Annotated in this window: 15 protein-coding genes; 4 read left to right on the top strand and 11 right to left on the bottom strand. The window is 65.5% G+C overall.

Going from position 1 to position 18,140, the window contains the following annotated elements; all coding sequences use genetic code 11:
• Positions 1-23: 23 nt before the first annotated feature.
• From V6F88_RS06215 to V6F88_RS06185, 7 genes are all read right to left on the bottom strand, one after another.
• Positions 24-1,133 (bottom strand): NAD(P)/FAD-dependent oxidoreductase, encoded by a 1,110-nt coding sequence (locus tag V6F88_RS06215; RefSeq protein ID WP_332608461.1) that lies wholly within the window; start codon positions 1,131-1,133, stop codon positions 24-26.
• Positions 1,130-2,521 (bottom strand): FAD/NAD(P)-dependent oxidoreductase, encoded by a 1,392-nt coding sequence (locus tag V6F88_RS06210; protein WP_332608460.1) that lies wholly within the window; start codon positions 2,519-2,521, stop codon positions 1,130-1,132. The genes V6F88_RS06215 and V6F88_RS06210 overlap by 4 nt, the downstream gene beginning before the upstream one ends.
• Complete coding sequence (locus tag V6F88_RS06205; protein WP_332608459.1) at positions 2,512-2,808, bottom strand: (2Fe-2S)-binding protein; 297 nt, start codon at positions 2,806-2,808, stop codon at positions 2,512-2,514. Before V6F88_RS06205 ends, V6F88_RS06210 begins: the two co-directional genes overlap by 10 nt.
• A complete protein-coding gene (locus tag V6F88_RS06200; protein WP_332608458.1) occupies positions 2,805-4,508 on the bottom strand; it encodes a thiamine pyrophosphate-dependent enzyme in 1,704 nt (567 codons plus the stop codon). Before V6F88_RS06200 ends, V6F88_RS06205 begins: the two co-directional genes overlap by 4 nt.
• Entirely contained in the window at positions 4,505-6,238 is a 1,734-nt protein-coding gene (locus tag V6F88_RS06195; RefSeq protein WP_332608457.1) for a hydantoinase B/oxoprolinase family protein, read from the bottom strand. Before V6F88_RS06195 ends, V6F88_RS06200 begins: the two co-directional genes overlap by 4 nt.
• Positions 6,239-6,249: 11 nt before the next feature.
• Entirely contained in the window at positions 6,250-8,325 is a 2,076-nt protein-coding gene (locus V6F88_RS06190) for a hydantoinase/oxoprolinase family protein (protein ID WP_332608456.1), read from the bottom strand.
• Between the two features lie 129 nt (positions 8,326-8,454).
• Positions 8,455-9,399: a LysR family transcriptional regulator gene (locus V6F88_RS06185; RefSeq protein ID WP_332608455.1), complete on the bottom strand. Its 945-nt coding sequence runs from the start codon at positions 9,397-9,399 to the stop codon at positions 8,455-8,457.
• Positions 9,400-9,529: 130 nt separating this feature from the next.
• Between V6F88_RS06185 and V6F88_RS06180 the strand changes: the two genes are divergently transcribed.
• Positions 9,530-10,501: a Bug family tripartite tricarboxylate transporter substrate binding protein gene (locus tag V6F88_RS06180; RefSeq protein WP_319301730.1), complete on the top strand. Its 972-nt coding sequence runs from the start codon at positions 9,530-9,532 to the stop codon at positions 10,499-10,501.
• Between the two features lie 91 nt (positions 10,502-10,592).
• On the opposite strand, the gene V6F88_RS06175 is transcribed toward V6F88_RS06180, so the two are convergent.
• Positions 10,593-11,879 carry an MFS transporter gene (locus V6F88_RS06175; RefSeq protein ID WP_332608454.1) on the bottom strand — a complete coding sequence of 429 codons (1,287 nt, stop codon included), beginning with the start codon at positions 11,877-11,879 and terminating at the stop codon, positions 10,593-10,595.
• Between the two features lie 60 nt (positions 11,880-11,939).
• On the opposite strand from V6F88_RS06175, the gene V6F88_RS06170 reads away from it, so the two are divergent.
• Complete coding sequence (locus V6F88_RS06170) at positions 11,940-12,929, top strand: AraC family transcriptional regulator (RefSeq protein ID WP_442880251.1); 990 nt, start codon at positions 11,940-11,942, stop codon at positions 12,927-12,929.
• 96 nt (positions 12,930-13,025) lie between these two features.
• On the opposite strand, the gene V6F88_RS06165 is transcribed toward V6F88_RS06170, so the two are convergent.
• Positions 13,026-14,504 carry an FAD-dependent oxidoreductase gene (locus tag V6F88_RS06165; RefSeq protein ID WP_332608452.1) on the bottom strand — a complete coding sequence of 493 codons (1,479 nt, stop codon included), beginning with the start codon at positions 14,502-14,504 and terminating at the stop codon, positions 13,026-13,028.
• Between the two features lie 47 nt (positions 14,505-14,551).
• Here V6F88_RS06165 and V6F88_RS06160 point away from each other — a divergent pair, with 47 nt between their 5' ends.
• On the top strand, positions 14,552-15,034 hold the full coding sequence (locus V6F88_RS06160) for a MarR family winged helix-turn-helix transcriptional regulator (RefSeq protein WP_332608451.1): 483 nt from the start codon (positions 14,552-14,554) through the stop codon (positions 15,032-15,034).
• Positions 15,035-15,089: 55 nt separating this feature from the next.
• Here V6F88_RS06160 and V6F88_RS06155 read toward each other — a convergent pair whose 3' ends face one another.
• A complete protein-coding gene (locus V6F88_RS06155; RefSeq protein ID WP_332608450.1) occupies positions 15,090-15,833 on the bottom strand; it encodes an SDR family NAD(P)-dependent oxidoreductase in 744 nt (247 codons plus the stop codon).
• A gap of 119 nt (positions 15,834-15,952) precedes the next feature.
• The gene (locus V6F88_RS06150) at positions 15,953-16,345 is read right to left on the bottom strand and encodes a YkvA family protein (protein ID WP_332608951.1); all 393 of its coding nucleotides are present in this window, start codon (positions 16,343-16,345) and stop codon (positions 15,953-15,955) included.
• Between the two features lie 148 nt (positions 16,346-16,493).
• Between V6F88_RS06150 and V6F88_RS06145 the strand changes: the two genes are divergently transcribed.
• Positions 16,494-18,122 carry a PAS domain-containing sensor histidine kinase gene (locus tag V6F88_RS06145; protein ID WP_332608449.1) on the top strand — a complete coding sequence of 543 codons (1,629 nt, stop codon included), beginning with the start codon at positions 16,494-16,496 and terminating at the stop codon, positions 18,120-18,122.
• Positions 18,123-18,140 lie beyond the last annotated feature (18 nt).

Raw genomic sequence — 18,140 nt, 5'->3', positions numbered from 1 at the left:
CAGACCGCGCCTTTGCACTTGTTCTAGCGCGTCCATCTGGCCGGGGAAAAGCGATCCGCCATCAAAAGGCCGCCTCGGTCCAAAGCCATGTCGGCAAGGACCTCGCCCACGGCGGGCGCGATTTGGAATCCTCCGCCCGAGAACCCAAAACCGTGCAGAAGCCGCGGCACTGTGGCGCTGAAGCCGATGACGGGATTCTTGTCGGGAAAGTATCCTTCGATGCCGGACCAGCAGCGGATGATGCTGGCGCGGGCAAGAGCCGGCAGGATAGCCGGGGCGGTGCGGCCGAGCTCGGCCAGGGCGGCAGGGCCAGGGCGGCTGCGGTCGCCGGGCAGGGCGTGCCCGTAGCCGCCACCCATGACGAAATTGCCGCGCGCCACTTGCCTTGCGTAAAAGCCCCCGCCTTCAACGCCCAGCGAAACGCCGATCTGTCGCGTAAGCGGTTCGGTGACGAGCATGGTGGGATATTTGACCTGCAAGGGTAAGACGTCGCCGAACCAGCCGGCAACGACGGCGCCCCAAGCGCCGGCTGCATTGATCACCGTGCCGGCTCGGATCTGGCGGCCATCCGCCGCGGTCAGCAGGAAGTCGCCGGCCTGCGTGTCCGCATGGGCTATGGCGCACTGCTCCAGCAGCAGGGCGCCGGCACGCGCGGCGGCGTGGGCGAAGGCGGGCGCGACCAGGCGGGGGTTGGCCTGGCCGTCCTCGGGGCACAGCGAGCCGCCGACGACGTCAGGCGCAAGCGCCGGAAAATGCCGGCGCAGCGCCGCGCGATCCAGGACGTCAAGGCCCAGGTCGAAGTCACGGACCTTGTCGCGATACGCGACCAACTTGTCCAGGTCGGCCTGCGAGCGGGCAAGCTTGAGATGTCCGGTGCGCACATATTCCGCGTCGGTGCCGATCAATTCGGGCAACCTTGCCCAGATGCCGTGCGCGCGCTGGGCAAGGTAGAGCTGTTCGATGTTGCGGCCCTGGCGGCGCACGCCGCCGAAGTTGACGCCGCTGGCGCGCGCGCCGCACAGGCCGCGTTCGATCAGGACGGTGGCGACGCCGGCGCGCCGCAAGGCAAGAGCGGCGCTGGCGCCGACCAGGCCGGCGCCGATGACGGCGACGTCGGTGTGCAACCGGGTCATGACGGGTCCTTGCCCAAGACGGCGAACGGCAGCGGCTTGACGGGCGCCTGTCCTCGCATCCGGCCAACGGCCGACAGCGGAATCCGCCGGCACTCCGCCAGCAGTTCGGCGGCGCCGCCCTGGCACATGCGGCCCTGGCACAGGCCCATGCCGATGCGGGTCAGGGCCTTGAGGCGGTTGAGATCATCGACGGCGTATTGCCGGGCGGCAGCGCGCAGTTCGCCGGCGCGCACTTCCTCGCAGCGGCAGACGATGACGCTGTCATCGCAGCCGGCGCCCGTGCCCGACAACGGGAAGGCGCGGTTCAGCCCTTGCCGGAAGCGTGCCAATGCGGCCTGCTTGCGGGCAAGCCAGCGCAGTCTTGCGGCATCCACGCGCATGCCGCTGTCGGCCAGCATGGCAAGCGCGCCGCGCTCGCCGGAAAGCTCCGCCAGCATGGCGCCGCCGATGCTCGCGCCGTCGCCGGCCAGGTAGACGCCGGATACCGTGCTGCGGCCGTCGGCGTCGCGCCGGGGCAGCCACACGCGCTGGGCCGCGTCGAAGTCGAAGGCGCAGTCAAGCAGGTCCGCCAGCTGGGTTTCGGGGCGCAGGCCGTGGCCGACCGCCAGCGCGTCGCACGCGAAGTCGCGCTCGGCGCCGCCGATGCGCGCGCGCACGCCCTCGACGCGGGTCATGCCTTGCGCGGCGAGCAGGCTGGCGGAATGGTGCACGGGTACGCCGTGTGCGCGCAGCCAGCCCAGGTAGTACAGGCCCTTGGCCAGCGTGCCGGGCTGGTTCAGCAGCGCGGGCAGGGCGCTTGCCTGCGCGGCCAGGGGCGCGCTGTCCAGCACGGCCCGCACCTGCCCGCCGGCGCGCGCGTACTGATAGGCAACGAGATACAGCAGCGGGCCGGTGCCCGCGAACACGATGCGCGGCCCCAGCAGGCAATGCTGACCTTTAAGCGCGATCTGGGCGCCGCCCAGCGAGAAGACGCCGGGCAGGGTCCAGCCGGGAAAGGGCAGGACGCGGTCGGTGGCGCCGGTGGCGATAAGTAGGTGCGAGTAGCGCAGCCCATCAAGTTCGCCGTCACGCACCAGATCCAGGTGCCCGGGCGTGGCGTTCCAGACGGCCGTCCGGGCGCGGTAATCGGCCTGCCCGCGCAGTTGGGCGCCGGCCGCGTGGATGGCGGCGGCGCGCTTGTGTTCAAAGCCATAGCGTTGGCGCGCGCTGCCGCGCGGCACCAGGTTCTGGCGGTAGATCTGGCCGCCGGGCAAGGGCGCCTCGTCAATGATGACGGGCCGCACGCCATGATGCAGTAGCGTTTGCGCGGCGCGCACGCCGGCCGGCCCGGCGCCCACCACCACCATCCGCGGCGGGGTGCTAGCCGAAGATAACGGGTTCATGGGCATGCTCCGGGCAGGGTGTCCACCAGTGCCATGCCATCCTCGGCGAAGGTGGAACAGGCGCGCACGCGCTGGCCGCTGGAGAGATGCACCCAGCAGTCCTGGCAGGCGCCCATCAGGCAGAAGCCCGCGCGCGGCGCGCCCGCGCCCAAGGTGGTGCGCAACCGGTCGCCGGCCAGCAGCAGCGCGGTCAGCACGGTGTCACCGGGCTGTGCGGCTATCGGCTGGCCGTTCCAGGTCAGGCGCAGGGCGGGCCCGGCCAGCGGCGCGACGCGGCGCAGCAGGGCAGTCATGCGCGTGGCTCCGTGGCGCCCGCCTTCACGGCCCGCATCTGCGACAGGGTGCGGTCGGGCAGGATGATGTCGGCGTCGTACACCAGATCCAGGATGGCCGGCAGCCGGCGCTCGCGGGCGTAGGCCAGCGCGGCGTCGTAGGCCGGTGCAAAATCCTTGGTGGACGCGACCCGGCGGCCGAAGGCGCCATAGCTTTGCGCCAGCAGGGCGAAGTCGGGATTGATCAGGGTCGTGGCCAATGCGCGGCCAGGGTAGGCCCGTTCCTGGTGCAGCCGGATGGTGCCGTAGAGCCCGTTGTTGAACACCAGGATGACGATGCCCAGCTGATGCTGCACGGCGGTGGCCACTTCCTGCACGGTCATCTGAAAGCAGCCGTCGCCGGCAAAGCAGATGACCGCGGCGTCGCGGTCATGCAGCTTGGCGGCAATGGCCGCCGGCAGGCCGTAGCCCATGGCGCCCACGGCTGGGGCCAGCTGACTGCGCAAGCCCTTGAAGGCGATGTGCCGATGGGCATAGAGCGCGTAATTGCCCGCGCCCACGGTGACGCAGGCGCGGGCCGGCAGCGAGGCCGCGACATGGCGGGCGGCTGCGTTCAGGTCGAGCGGACCGGGGGTGGGCGGCAGCGCCGGCGCCGGGGCCGCGGCATGCAAGCCGCGACGACGCGCCTGCCAGCCGGGCGTGGGCGCGAGTTCCAAGGCGGCCTGGGCAAAGCCGTCGATGCTGGCGGCAATGCCCAGCGCCGGCGTGCTCAGCCGGCCGATCTCGTTGGCGTCGGGGTGGATGTGCACCAGGGTCTGGCGTGGCGTGGGCGAGGCGATCCATTCGTAGTTCAGCGTGGTCGGTTCGCACAAGCGCGTACCCAGCGCGATGACAAGGTCGCTGTCCATGACCACGCGTTTCTGGTGCGCGGGCATGCTGGCGCTGACCTGTCCGACAAAGTTGGGATGGTCGTTGTCAAACAGCTCCAGCCGTCTCCAGGCGGTGGCGACCGGCAGGTCAAAGCGCAGGGCGAAGTCGCGTATTGCCGTGCGCGCCGCGTCCGACCAGCGCGAGCCGCCCAGCAGCAACAAGGGTTTGGCTGCGGCCTCTATCATCTGCCGCAGCCGCTGCATGTCGGTGGGCGTGGGGCAGGCCTGCGGCGTCGCGGGCGGCGCGGCCAGCGGCACGCTGGTCAGGCAGGCCAGCATGTCCTCGGGCAGCGCCAGCGCCACGGGGCCAGGCCGCCCGCTGGTGGCAACGGCCCACGCGCGCGCCAGGTATTCCGGGACCCGGTCGGCGCGCTCGATCTGCGCCACCCATTTGGCCAGCGGCGCGTACATGGCGCGATAGTCCACTTCCTGGAAGCACTGGCGGTCGGCGGTATCGCCACCGACCTGGCCGATGAACAGGATCATGGGCGTGGAGTCTTCACGGGCGGTGTGCACGCCGATGGCCGCGTTGGTGGCGCCGGGTCCGCGCGAAACGAAGCAGATGCCGGGTTGGCCCGTCAGCTTGCCGTGCGCCTCTGCCATATAGGCCGCGCCGCCTTCCTGGCGGCAGACTATGGACTCGATCGCGTCGCGCCGCGCGTACAGGGCATCGATGCAGGGCAGGAAGCTCTCGCCGGGCACCATGAAAACCCGGCGTACGCCAAAGGCCTGCAATTGCGCGATCAGGGCTTCGCCGCCGCTGCGCGGCGCGGCTTGTGCAGGGCAGGTCATGCGTTTTCCTGTTCCAGGGCGCGGGCCACGCGTTCGGTCCCGTAGTCGCGCTCGGCGGCGGCGCGGCTGACCTTGCCACCCACGATGTCGCGGCGGATATCCGCCAGGCTTCGCTCGGCCGGCACGCCATAACCGCCGCCGCCTGGCGTTTCCAGACGCACCGAGACCCCCGCCGGCAGGGCGTGGCCCGAGATCTTGTTTGGCAGGCGTTGTTCGTCGGCGCGGCCCGGGTTCTGGATCAGGCGCGATGTGCCGCCGGTCAGGCCGCCATCCAGCCCGGCCGCGCCGAACAGCGCCGCGTCGCAACGGATGGTGCAGGCCAGTTGGTCGTGCAGCGAGCGGATCTGGCGCGCGATGCCCATGCCGCCGCGGTACTTGCCCGCGCCGCCCGTGTCGTTGACCAGCGCGTATTCGTCGACCAGCAGGGGGTACTCGATCTCCAGGGCCTCGGCGGGCAAATTGGACGTGTTCGTGACGTTGACCTGGATGCCGTCCATGCCGTCGCCACGTGCGCGCCCGCCCGCGCCGCCGCCCAGCGTTTCAAGATAGACGAAGGTGCCCTTGCCGTCGCGCATGGGGCCCGAGAACAGCATCGACGGCATGACGTCGTTGGACGAGGCCATGCCACGACCGGGCGGCAGCAACTGGCCCAGGGCGCCGATCACGGTGCCGGCCACGCGTTGCGCGGTGGTCACGCGCGCGCCCACCGCGGCGGGAAACACGGGGTTGGTGATCGTGCCCTCGGGTGCGCTGATGGTGATGGGCTGGAACAGGCCATTGTTGGGCATCAGCTCGGGGTCAAGCATGGCCTTGACGGCAAAATACACGCTGGCGTTAAGCGCGCTGGCCGGCAGGTTGAAAGCGCCGCGCGCCTGCTTGCCGGTGCCGGTAAAGTCCACGTGCAACTGGCCGCCCCGCGCGTGTACGTTGGCCTGGATCACCACCGGGTCACCGCCCATGCCGTCGTCGTCCATGCGTTCGGTAAAGGACGCGCTGCCTTCGGGCAACTGGGCGATGCGGTTGCGCAGCCGTCGCTCGGTGTAGCGCAGGATGCCATCGATGGCGGACAACACCGTCTCCAGTCCGGACTGCCGTACCAGTTCCAGCATCAGCCGCGCGCCCTTGTCATTGGTGGCAATCTGCGCGCGGATATCATGCATGCGGTTGTCCGGCTCGCGCGTGTTGTGCGCGATCATTTCCAGCAGGTCCAGGTCCAGTTCCCCTTGCCGCACGATACGCATGGCCGGCAGGCGGATGCCTTCCTCCCACACGGTCTTCAGGTGATGCGAGGTCGAGCCCGGCACGGCCCCGCCCACGTCCGTGTGATGGCCGATGTTGGCGGCAAAGAAACGCAGCACGCCGTCGCAGAAAATGGGCGATACGACGGTGATGTCCGGCGCGTGGGTGCCTCCGGCCAGATAGGCGTCATTGCACAGGAAGGCGTCGCCGGGGCGGATGCCGGCGACGCCGTAGCGGCGCAGCACGGCGTCGATGCCGCCTGACAGCGAGCCCAGGTGCACCGGCACGTGGGCGGCCTGGGCCACCAGTCGGCCGGCGGCGTCGAACAGCGCCACGGAGCAGTCTTTGCGCTCTTTGATGTTGCTGGAAAAGGACGAGCGGATCAGCGTGTTGCCCATCTCTTCCGTGATGGACAGCAGGCGGTTGCTGAAGACCTCCATCTCGATGGGGTCGAAGGCGTCGGTATCGGCGGCAGTCGGTGCGGTGGTCATGTCGGTTTGCCTTAGGGGTTGAGAGTGACGACAAGGTTGCCGTAGTCGTCGGCGCGCGCTTGCTGGCCGGGCAGGATCACGGTGGTCGAACTCATTTCCTCGATGACGGCCGGCCCGTCGACAGGCGCGCCCGTCGGAAGCAGGGCGCGGCGGTAGATGGGCGTGTCGGCCCAGCCGGCGTTTTCGAAGTACACGGCGCGGCGCTCCTTGACCGCGCCCGCCAGGCTGGCGCCGCCGGCCACGTGGGCGATCGGCGCGCGCGGCACCAGGCCCACCGCGCGCACGCGGCAGTTGACGATCTCGACCGAGCGGCCGGTGGCGTCGTAGCCATACTCGCGGATGTGGGCCGCGCTGAAGGCGAGCACAAAATCGGCCAGCGGCAACAGTCGCATGCCCTCCAGCGGCACCGGGATCTCAAAATTCTGGCCCTGGTAGCGCGCATCGATGACGGCCGTCAGGCGCTGGGCGGAACCGCCCACGCCTTCGCCCGCCAGCCACGCCCGAGCCTTGCCGGCCAAGCTGTCCAGCGCCTGCTGCACCGCCTGCCAGCCCGCGTCGTTGGCGCTGGCCATCAGCGTCTGGACGAAGTCCATGGAAATGTCCGACAGAAGAATGCCGCGCGCGCACATGGTGCCGGGCTCCTGCGGGATCAACAGGGTGCCGATGCCACAGTCGCGCGCCAGCTCGGCCGCGTGCAGGCCGCCGGCGCCGCCAAAGGCGCACAGCGCAAACTTGCGGATGTCGTGGCCACGCTCGGTCGACACCGCGCGCACCGCCCGGGCCATGTTCGAGTTGGCGATGCGCAGGATGCCGTAGGCCGCCTCTTCCAGGCTGATGCCCAGCGGGCCGGCCACTTGTTCCTGAAGCGCGGCGCGCGCGCGTTCGGCATGCACGGCCATCCGGCCCTCAAGCAGCGCCACGGGATTCAGGCGCCCCAGCACGACGTGCGCATCCGTCAGCGTGACCGCCGTGCCCCCGCGGTTGTAGGCAATCGGCCCGGGCACGGCCCCGGCGCTTTGCGGGCCCACCTTCAGCGCGCCCGCATCGTCGATGCGCGCGATGCTGCCGCCGCCGGCGCCGATGACATGCACGTCGACCATCAACGTCTTCACCGGATAGTCGGCCACCAGGCGGCTGGAGGTGAACAGCGGCTGCAATTCGGCCACCAGCGACACGTCGGTGCTGGTGCCGCCTACGTCGAACGTGATCAGGTTGTGAAAACCGGCCGCCCGTCCAAGCTCGGCCGCGCCGATCACACCGGCGGCGGGCCCGGACACGCAGGTCCGCACCGGCGCGGTCAGCACCGATTCCACCGACATCAAACCGCCGTTGGAATGCACTGTCGTCGGAGCCACTTTCACACCCATGCCTTGCACCGAGTCGACCAGGTTGCGCATGTAGGCGGCCATGCGTGGGCCAACGTAGGCGTTCAGCGCCGTGGTCGACATGCGCTCGTACTCCCGAAACTCCGGCAGGATTTCGCTGGATACGCTGAGGTACACGCCCGGCAGGTGTTCGGCCAGAATCTCACGCGTGCGGCGCTCGTGGGCATCATTGCGGTAGCTGTGCATGAAGCAGATGGCGACCGCTTCCACTTGCGCGGCGGCGAGCTGGCGCGCAACCGAGACAACCTCGTCCTCGTCCAGCGCCTGTAGCACGCTGCCGTCGGCGGCCATGCGCTCGCCGATTTCGAAGCGCCACTCGCGCGGCGCCAGCGGCTCGGGTTTGATGACGTTGTAGTCATACAGGTGCGGACGGGTCTGCCGGCCGATCTCCAGCACGTCGCGAAAGCCGCGCGTGGTCACCAGCGCGCAGCGTGAGCCGCGGCGTTCGATCACCATATTGGTGGCTACGGTCGTGCCGTGGCCCACATGCGCCAGCTCGTCGCCCGAGATCCCGTGTTCGCGCATCAGGTGCGCCAGGCCGGTCTGGATGGCCTCGGACGGGTCATGCGGCGTCGAGGGCACCTTGAAGTACGAGAGCTCGCCGCTATGCTCGGCCAACAGGGTGAAATCAGTGAAGGTTCCGCCCACGTCGAAGCCGACGCGGAAACGGCGCTCGCCGGGAAGGGATGCAGTCTGGGTCAACGCTGGTCTCCAGGAAGCCGGCGCGGACGCGCGCCGATGCTAGGGTGACCCGAATCTTATCGACGCTGCATCATTCCTTCTAATCAAAGATTTGCATTGATAATCATCACATCGGTGAATGACGTCGAATCAGTAAGCGTGCGACTCGGCGCCCTGCGCCGGATCGAACAACATCCCTTGCGCCTTGCATACCTTCAGGATTTCTTCGCGCAGCCAGCGGTGCGAAGGCAGGTTGTCGGAACGCTCGTGCCAGATCAGGTTGACCGTGCGCGGAATGAACGGGAAGGGCGCTTCGATGGCTTCAAGCTGGTGGCTGTGCGGGCTGTTGCGCACGGCGTTGACCGGCACTACGCAGATCAGGTCGGTCTCGGCGAGCAGGCGCGGGGCCAGCGCGAATTGATTGATTGTCAGCACCGCATTGCGCTTGTAGCCATGGGCGGCCAGTTCGTGGTCGACCAGCGCCGAGGTGCCCAGCAAGCTGACGACCAGATGGCGGGCGCGCAGGAAGTCGTCCAGCGTGAAACGTGGCAAGGACAACAGCGGGTGTCCCTTGCGCATCGCGCACACATAGGTCAGCGTCTCAAGGGGCAGGGTACGCAGCGACGAGCCGAAGTTCGAGTACACGCCGGCGGCCATATCGACTTCGCCCTTGTCCAGCAGCGTGGCGGTGTTGTCCAGCGAATAGGGGTGCAGGTGAATGCGGATGTTTGGCGCCACCATCTGTTGTTCAACGAACAGCGGCCGGATGACCTGATCGGCCACGTAATCGGACATGGCCAGCCGAAACACCGCCTCGGAACTTGCAGGGTCGAATTCGTTGCGCTCCAGGGTCTCGGCGATGCGGGCGAGCGCGTCCCGTATGGGAGGCCACAGCAATTCGGCGCGCTGCGTAGGCAGCACGCCGCCCTGCACCTTGATGAACAACGGGTCTTTCAATGTCAGGCGCAGCCGGTTGATGGCGTTGCTTACCGCCGGCTGCGTCATGTGCAAGGCGAAGGCCGCCCGCGTGACGTTGCGCTCGGTCATGACGGCGTCGAAAATGCGCAGCAGGTTCAGGTCGATGGCGTCGAGCACGGTATCCCCACATCGTTATCAGTAATGTTGATGACGTTTTATTTTAATTGTTGATTGGTCATATAACACCGTACCGCTTAACCTTGCCCGAGTTCCTGCGCAGTTCACATGCAACTTGGGTAATCAATCGATGATAAAGAACCTGAAGTTTCTGACCGCCGCCTGTGTGGCAGCCCTGGCTGCCTCGTTTCCGGCCGCTGCGGACAACTATCCCAGCAAGCCCATCACCATCATCCTGCCGTATGCCACCGGCGGTTCCGCCGACATGCTGGCGCGTTTTGCCGCCCAGGCCGTCCAAAGCGAGCTGGGGCAGCCCGTCATCGTTGAAGCCAAGCCGGGTGCCGGCGGCGTGCTGGGCACCGAGCATGTGGCCAGGGCAGAGCCCGACGGCTACACATTGGCCCTGACCGCCAGCGGCACGATGGCAGTCAACCCCTACGTCTACAAGCTGCGCTACAAGCCCCTGGAAGATTTCAAGCAGATCACGGTGCTGGTGGACCTGCCTTTCGTCGTGGTGACGAACAACGCGTTTCCCGCGAAGACGCTCCAGGAATTTATCGATTACGGCCGTCGCAATCCCAACAAGATCACGTTCGGAAATGCCGGCCTGGGCACCCAGCAGCATCTGACACAGCTGATGTTCGCCCGCGCGGCGGGCATCCAGATCAACATCGTGCCCTACAAGGGAAGCAGCCCGGCGATGAACGACCTGCTGGGCGGCCACATCGACGCGGTCCTGGACAATACCGGCGTGCAGACCCCGTTCATCAAGGCCGGCAAGGTGCGGCCGCTGTTCGTCACGAACCCCGAGCGCGTAGCGGCGCTGCCTGACGTGCCTACCGCGCCGGAAGCCGGGATGCCGGGCTTTTCCGCCGTGGCCTGGTTCGGCCTGGCGGCGCCCAAGGGCACCCCGGACGCCATCGTTGAAAAGATTCAGGCCGCGATCGCGCGGGAGTTCGCCAAGCCCGAGATGAAGCAGCGCCTTTTGGACCTGGCCATGATCCCTCGCGCTTCCACGCCCGCCGATACCAGCCAACGCGTCAAGGCGGACCTGGAGGCATTCGGCAAGATTGCCAAGGAAGTGGATTTAAAGCCGATGTGAGTTCAGCGCGCAATGCGCGCGCGGGCGCATTGAGGTGCGGATCAGTAACCCAAAGCCGCGTCCGCGCAACCGCGAGCAAAGGGGGCAAGGATCAGGCCGCGGTGTCGGGCCCATGCGACGCATGCGGCCTATGTGACCCATGCGATCCATGCGGCCCATTCGACCCGTGCGGATAGGCCCCTCTTACGCGCATCCAGATGAACAGGCCGGCCAGCAGCATGAGACAGCCTCCCGCAATGAAAACGCCCTCGATGCCTGTCAGGCTGAACATTGCACCGCCTGCCGCGGCGCCCATGGCGATGGAGGACTGCACCGACGCTACGACCATCCCGCCGGCACTTTCAGCCTGATCCGGCACGGCGCGCGCGACCCAGTTTGACCATGCAACCGGCACGCCACCGAACGCGAGACCCCATGCCGCAACCAGCGCTGCCTGACCCGATATGGACGCAGGAAAAAGCGCCATCGCCAAGGCACTGCAACCGACCAGGGCCGGCATGAGGGCCAAGGTCACAGATAAGCTGCGCTGCATCAGCCAGCCTGCGAGCATGGTGCCTACGAAATTCGCAACGCCAAAGCCAAGTAGCATCAGCGCCAGGCCGTTCGTTCCCACGCCGGTAGTGCTTTCCACGAACGGCCGGATATAGGTGAAGAGGGCGAAATGGCCCGTATGCGCCAGAATGCAGCCGAACATGCCTAGCGCGATTCCGGGCCGCAACAGAACGTCCAAAATCGTTCTGAGCCGGGCGGGACGGCGCGGCGCCATCCTCGGTAACGTGAACCATTGGAATGCCAGGGTCAATACCCCCACCGCCGCGGCGGCGAGAAAAGCGCTGCGCCATCCAAACTGGCCACCAAGATAGCTACCCAACGGTACGGCGACCACGGTCCCCACGGCAATGCCGCTGAAGATGATGGATAACGCACGCGGCAAGAGTGCCGTCGGTACCAATCGCATGGCGACAGCCGCCGCCATGCTCCAGAACCCTCCTAAGGCGACGCCAAGCAGAACGCGCATCAAAAGCAGCACCCACATGTCCGAGGACGCCGCGACCAGCAGGTTAGACACGATCATTAAAGTGGAAAAGCCCAGCAGCACGGTACGGCGATCCAGGCCGCGGGTAAGACCAGGCACGAGCAAGCCCGCGAAAAGCGCCACCACCGCAGTGACCGTCACAGCCTGTCCCGCCATAGCCTCCGATACGTGCAGAGCGGCTGCCATGGGCGTCAGGAGGCTTGCCGGCAGATACTCCGCGGTCAAAAGGCCGAATACACCCATCGCCAGCGAGAACACCGCTGTCCATGCGGCTGACACCGGCTCAATGTCCACCGGGCTGGCTGCCCCTTCGGGGTTGGAAACATCAACAACACGACGCATTGCATTCATCCTAGAAAATCAGTGAGTGCAGTCTAGGACTTGTACTTGGGATGATCTATGATGCTGCGTACTGAGTTTTTGATAGAAAATCCGATGTTGACCTCGCAGGATTACGCCCTTCCTCCGCACTTGATCAGTGAGTTGCTTGCCGGAATGCGTCTGCGCGGGGTGCGTTACCGGCGGGTGCAGACAGGGCCTAGTTTTGGACTGAGCGTTGACGCGATGGCCGGCCACGGTTTCTTCTATTACCTGGCGGTGGGCTCGGCCGTACTACGTACCGCCGAGGGCGGCTTGCAGGAATTGAGTGCCGGCAATGCGGTGTTTCTGCCTCATGGGCAAGCTCATCAATGGCTTTCCGCCGAAGGCGCGGACTTGCAGGATATCGATACGCTGGAAGCCGCCTTGATCGGCAATTCCGTCACCGACGTGGATGCGTGTCCCAGTACCAGCAGCGTACCCAGCGCAATCTTCTTTTATGGTTGCATGGAGTTCGACCTTGGCGGCATGCGGGCCTTGGGGCAACTGATGCCGGATGTCATGTGCGTGAACGCCGACAGCGACCGCTTTCCCGGCATGGTCCCAATCCTGTCCGCGATGAAAGGCGAGATCTGTTCCAGACGCGTGGGGTTCGCGGACATTCTGGCGCGACTCGCCGAAGTGGTCGCCGCGATGATTGTCCGGGGATGGATCGAGTGCGGTTGCGACAATGCCTCCGGCCTGGCCGCAGCGTTGCGGGATCCACGGCTTGCGCGGGCCATCCTTGCCTTGCATCGCCAACCCGCCCGGGATTGGAAATTGGCTGAGTTGGCGGGCGAGTGCAATATTTCTCGTTCTGTTTTTGCCGAGCGATTTCATGCCACGGTCGGAACGCCACCGTTGCGCTATGCCAACGAGTTGAAGATGCGTCTTGCCAGGCAATGGCTGACGCACGACAGGATGCCGATCGACACGGTAGCCGAGCGCCTGGGCTATACGTCGCAGGCAGCATTCAGCCGTGCGTTCAAGCGTGTTACCGGTCTGCCCCCGGGCGCTAGCCGAGACGCGCGCTGAACTTCCATGAACTTCCCCCCGAGGCGGGGGCGCGGTGTCCTGCCCGGCGCGGCCCGGCAGCCTGTCCGCCTTGCCGGCACGACGCCAGAGTCCCTGTCACCGAGATTTGCAGTACCCATCCAAGTGCGCTTGCAGTGCGGCGGCGCTATCCCTGGCAAAGACACCGGCCAGATATCCGTCCGGCCTGACCAGCGCGGCGGCGCCCTTGGCCAGACCGTAGAAGCGGGCGAACTGGTCCAGAGAATCTTCCATTTCCAAGCCGGGTCCGATGCCGTGGATGTGCAAGCCGGCGCGCGGCGGAAAGGCCGAGGGCCCGTTGACCAGCAAGGTCCAGTGCGTGCCCTTGAACAGCTTGAACAGACGCGTTGGGCTGCCGCCCGCGCCGCGCACAACGGCATCGGGCGCGCGACTGCCCGGCTCAAGTCGGCTGTCGGCTAGCAACGGAAGCGAAAGCGGCGACGTTGGATAACCGATGTCCAGCTGCTGCACTTCACGGGTCCGCCTGTTGTCCCCGGTCTTGAAACCCGCAAGCAGCCGTGTGGACAGGCCAAGCACGTCCGCCGCCACGGGACGGCGTTCGGCTTCGTAGGTTTCCAGCAGCGCCTCGGGCGCGCCGGCGATCACGGCCGCCAGCTTCCAGCCCAGGTTGTAGGCGTCTTGCACGCTGGTGTTCAAGCCTTGCCCGCCGGTGGGCGGATGGACATGCGCCGCATCGCCGACGAGGAACACGGGGCCATCCCGGTAATGATCTGCCAGCCTGGCATTCATGTTGTAGGTCGAAGACCAGGCAACGGAATGGACGGTGATGTCCGTGCGCGCGGTGTGCAGGGCAACGCGTTTTGTCAGCGCGGCAGCGGACAGATCGACATCGCCCTCAAGAGGGACCGGGGCCTGGATCTGGAACAGGTCGGTGCCTGCAAGCGGGCAGATGGCCAGGGGGCCCGCGCCATTACCGTTGAACTGGTGCCACCTATCGCGCGACAAGCCTTCCAGCACGACATCGGCCACGATGGCGCGCACCCCTAACGTCTTGCCCGGAAAGCCGATGCCCAGGTGGCTGCGTACCGCGCTGCGCCCGCCGTCGGCGCCCACCAGATAGCGGGCGTGTAGCCTCTGTTGCCCGTCCGGGGTGGCCAGCACGGCTTCGATGCCGTCGGCGTTGACCTCCATCCCGACCAGCTCAACACCAAACTCGGGCGCATGGCCCAGTTCCACCAGCCGCTCTCGCATGATCGCTTCGGTCTTGAACTGCGGAACCATCAACGGAAGCGGATAGGGCTCGGCGGGCGTAGGATCGGCAACCGTTGTCACTGCCTGGTCCACATGGCTGCCGTCGGCCGAGTATTTGCGAATCGTGGGGTAGATGCCACCGGCGGCCATGGCCCGGTCCAGGACGCCCAGGTCTTCAAAGACCTCCTGGGTGCGCGGTTGAATGCCCTTGCCGCGCGAGCCTGGAAACGGGGAAGGCAGTTTTTCGATAAGGGCAAAGCGCACGCCGCGCCGCGCCAGTTCTATTGCCAAGGTCAGGCCGGCAGCGCCGGCACCGCAGATCAGGACGTCAACGGGGTTACGCATGTCGCTCTCCAAGTATGTGTAATATGCACACATTAAGAGGACAGTCTATGGTCACCAAAAAGAAAGTGCAAGATACACATATCTCGGCGCAGCTGAAGGATTTGCATCGGTCCTTGATCACGATCGTGAGCGTGATGAACCGCCCCAGGAACGACGAACGGCTGATCGCGGAAGCCGGCGTGCAGCTGGACCAGGCGCTGTTTCGCCTCTTGGTGGTGATTGAACGGGTGGGACCGATCGGCGTGGTGGATCTGGCGGACCGCCTTGGCAGGGACTACACGACGATTAGCCGCCAGGTCGCCAAGCTGGAACGCATGGGGATGGTGATTCGGCACGAGAACCCGGACGACCGCCGAATGCGCGAAACGGTAGTGTCATCCGAGGGCAAGGCCGTGACCGACAAGCTTGATCAGGCGCGCGAGCGTCTGGCACGGGACATCTTTCAGGACTGGGCGGCCGAAGACATCACGGACTTGGTGCGTCTGATGCGCAAGTTCGCAGAGGCGCTGGAACGGGGTACAGAGGGTTGAGGTGGCGAGCAGTTAAGGCATGAAGGGCGTCATGCGTCCCCCACGCCACGCCACATCACGTCAGATTCAACCCGCCATCCGACAGCAGAATTTCCCCAGTCAGATAGTTCGACTCAATCAGCATCGACACCGCCTGCGCAATATCCTCCGGCTGCGCGGCGCGTTGCATCGGTGCGCGTTCGCGCCATAACTGCTGGGCTGCGGTCCAGTCGGCGGTCAAGGGCGTATCGACCAAGCCCGGCGCGATCGCGTTCACGCGTATATCCGGGGCGAGCGAGACCGCCAGCAAGCGCGTGACGTGGTTTAGCGCCGCTTTCGTTGCGGCGTAGGGGATAGACGCTCCTTTGGGACGAACGCCTGCATGCGAGCTGACGTTGACCACGCAGGCCGGTGTGCCGGTTGCGGCGGACGCGCGCAGTGCGGCCTCGGCCAGCGCGATGATACGGAACGGCGCGATGACATTGACTTCGTGCAACTCGCGCCAGATGTCGGGGGTTGCTGCTGCCATATCCGCATGCGGCACCACGTGGCTGATGCCCGCGTTGTTCACGACGACATCCAGGCGGCCCCATTGCGCCACGGCTTCATGCACCAGGCGAATCCGGTCCGCGTCTTGGGCAAGATCGGCTTGCACATAAGCCGCCAAACCCAGTTCGCGCGCCATGGAGATGCCAACGTCCACCGAGCTGCGCGAGTGCAGAACGACGGCGTAGCCGTCTTTGGACAGCCGGCGCGCAATGGCGGCGCCGATGCCTGACGTTGAGCCGGTGACAAGAGCAACACGTTGTGCGGTGGGCATAGAGAAGTCAAACGAAAGGGAGGACTGGAGTTTACATACCACTGCGGTGGCTTACGCCGGGACTGCGCTATCGGCTATGCCGAGCTCACGGCCACCCTGGTCCTCACGCAGCCACTGCATTAATGCCGATGGCTGAAAAACTGCCACGCTGCCACGCCCGCGATCAACCAGATGACCACTATCAACGTGGCTCCGACCCAACTGCTTGGTTTCGCCTTCTTTGCCAGTAACCACGCTTCTGCCTGGCTTCTGCATTCCAACAACACGTCGGTCGGCAATAGCTTGATGCTCAACCAAATGAAGGCGGGCAGTAATAAAAGATCATCGACATACCCCAGCACCGGGATGAAGTCGGGTATCAGGTCGATAGGGCTTAGCGCATAGGCCACGACAAACAGCGCCAGTGCCTTCGCATACCAGGGGGTGCGGGGATGCTTGCCGGCAAACCAGAGCGTGATGCCGTCTCGTCGAATCCGCTTGGCCCAGATCTTCAGGCGATCAGTCACGTTCATAAGGCGGGTTTGAATTGCGTTGAAATGGGCGTCGGGGTTGTCCCCGTTTTCGATAGTGCGGACAGCGCGTACGATCACGAAACTACAGCGCTAAGACGGCGTCCCCGCGCGGGAATGCCGTCAAATTTACGATCATTTTTAAACCAGCATGAAACAGTCACCCTCAGACTTTCCCGAACAAGACCGCTATCGGCTTCTGGTGGATGCCGTAATGGACTACGCGATATATCTCCTGGACGCAAAGGGGCGGGTCAGCAGTTGGAACCCTGGCGCCGAGCGTTTCAAGGGCTATATAGAAGAGGAAATCATCGGTCAGCATTTCTCCGTCTTTTACACCGAAGAAGACCGCGCCGCCGGGGTGCCCGAACGGGCGCTGGAGACGGCTAGAAAAGAAGGACGTTTCGAGGCGGAAGGCTGGCGCGTACGAAAAGACAGGACTCGCTTCTGGTGCAGCGTTGTCATCGACCCGGTTCATGATGACAATGGCCGGCACGTGGGCTATGCAAAGATCACGCGCGACGTTACCGAGCAGAAGAGACATCGGGAAGAACTTCAAGCCGCCCGCGATGCCATGCATCACGCACATCGCATGGAGGCAATTGGGCGTCTGACCGGCGGCGTTGCGCACGACTTCAATAACTTCTTGACCGCGATCCGGTTCTCGGCCGAATTCCTGAAAAGATCGCGCGAGATGCCCGCATCCCTGATGCGTTATGTCGGGATCATTTCCGACACGACCGAGAAGGCCGCGCAACTCACGCGCCAACTCTTGGCATACGGAAAAAAGCAGCCGCTCAAACCGCACGTGTTTGACGTGCGTGACAGCTTGTCATCGCTTCGGCAGTTGGTTGAAGCGTCTGTAGGGTCGTCCATCGCCTTGTCCTACGAGATAGGCCCGGGAAACACCACCGTCTATGCCGACCCGGCACAGTTTGAATCGGCGCTGTTGAATCTGGTGATCAACGCGCGAGACGCGATGGCCGCGGGCGGTCGTCTGACTATTTCCGTGTGCGAGGCAGATCGGGGGCCGGCGCCGGGCCGAAGTCCGAATGCAAACGCGGAACACGCAACACACGCTACACACGCCCCACACGCGGCGCACGTTGCAGTGGCGGTCAAGGACACTGGCATCGGAATCGATGACGAGGTCGCTAAACATATATTCGAACCGTTTTTCTCGACCAAAGGCCAACACGAGAATTCGGGTCTGGGCCTTAGCCAGGTACAGGGGTTTGTGCAGCAGTCCGGCGGCGATGTCGAGGTCCGCAGCCGCGTGGGGCAGGGGACCACGTTTACGCTTTATCTGCCGGCCGTCGAGCCCACTGCAAAAACCGAATACGACAGCCATCAGCAGGGCCACGACCCGCAGGTTCGGAATCGGATCTTGCTGGTCGAAGACAACCGCATGGTGGGCGAGGTGGTGCACAGGATGTTGAAGGACATGGGTCAGGACGCGACCTGGGTCCTTGATGCGGAAGCCGCGCTGTCGCACCTGGCGCAGCACGGGGCCTCCTGTGATATCGCGATTCTGGACGTGGTCCTTCCTGGAATGAACGGCGTTGAGCTGGGGCGCCGTGTTCGAGAGCAATGGCCCGATATACGGATCGTGCTTGCCAGCGGATACAGCGACGCCATCTGCGGGCAAGCGGTCGCCCCGTTTCCCGTCATGCAAAAGCCGTACTCAATCGAAACGCTGACGCGCGTCCTGCATGCGAAAGACCTTGATAGCGTAGGACGTGCCGACGCAAGAAGCGTTATCTTGCCAAGCGGTTCCTGATGCGCCGCGCCTTTTTTA

Source organism: Achromobacter sp. ESBL13 (assembly GCF_036668755.1).
Taxonomy (GTDB): Bacteria; Pseudomonadota; Gammaproteobacteria; order Burkholderiales; family Burkholderiaceae_B; genus Achromobacter.
The sequence above is the reverse complement of the archived record's forward strand: the minus strand, read 5'-3'. Positions and strand labels throughout refer to the sequence as shown.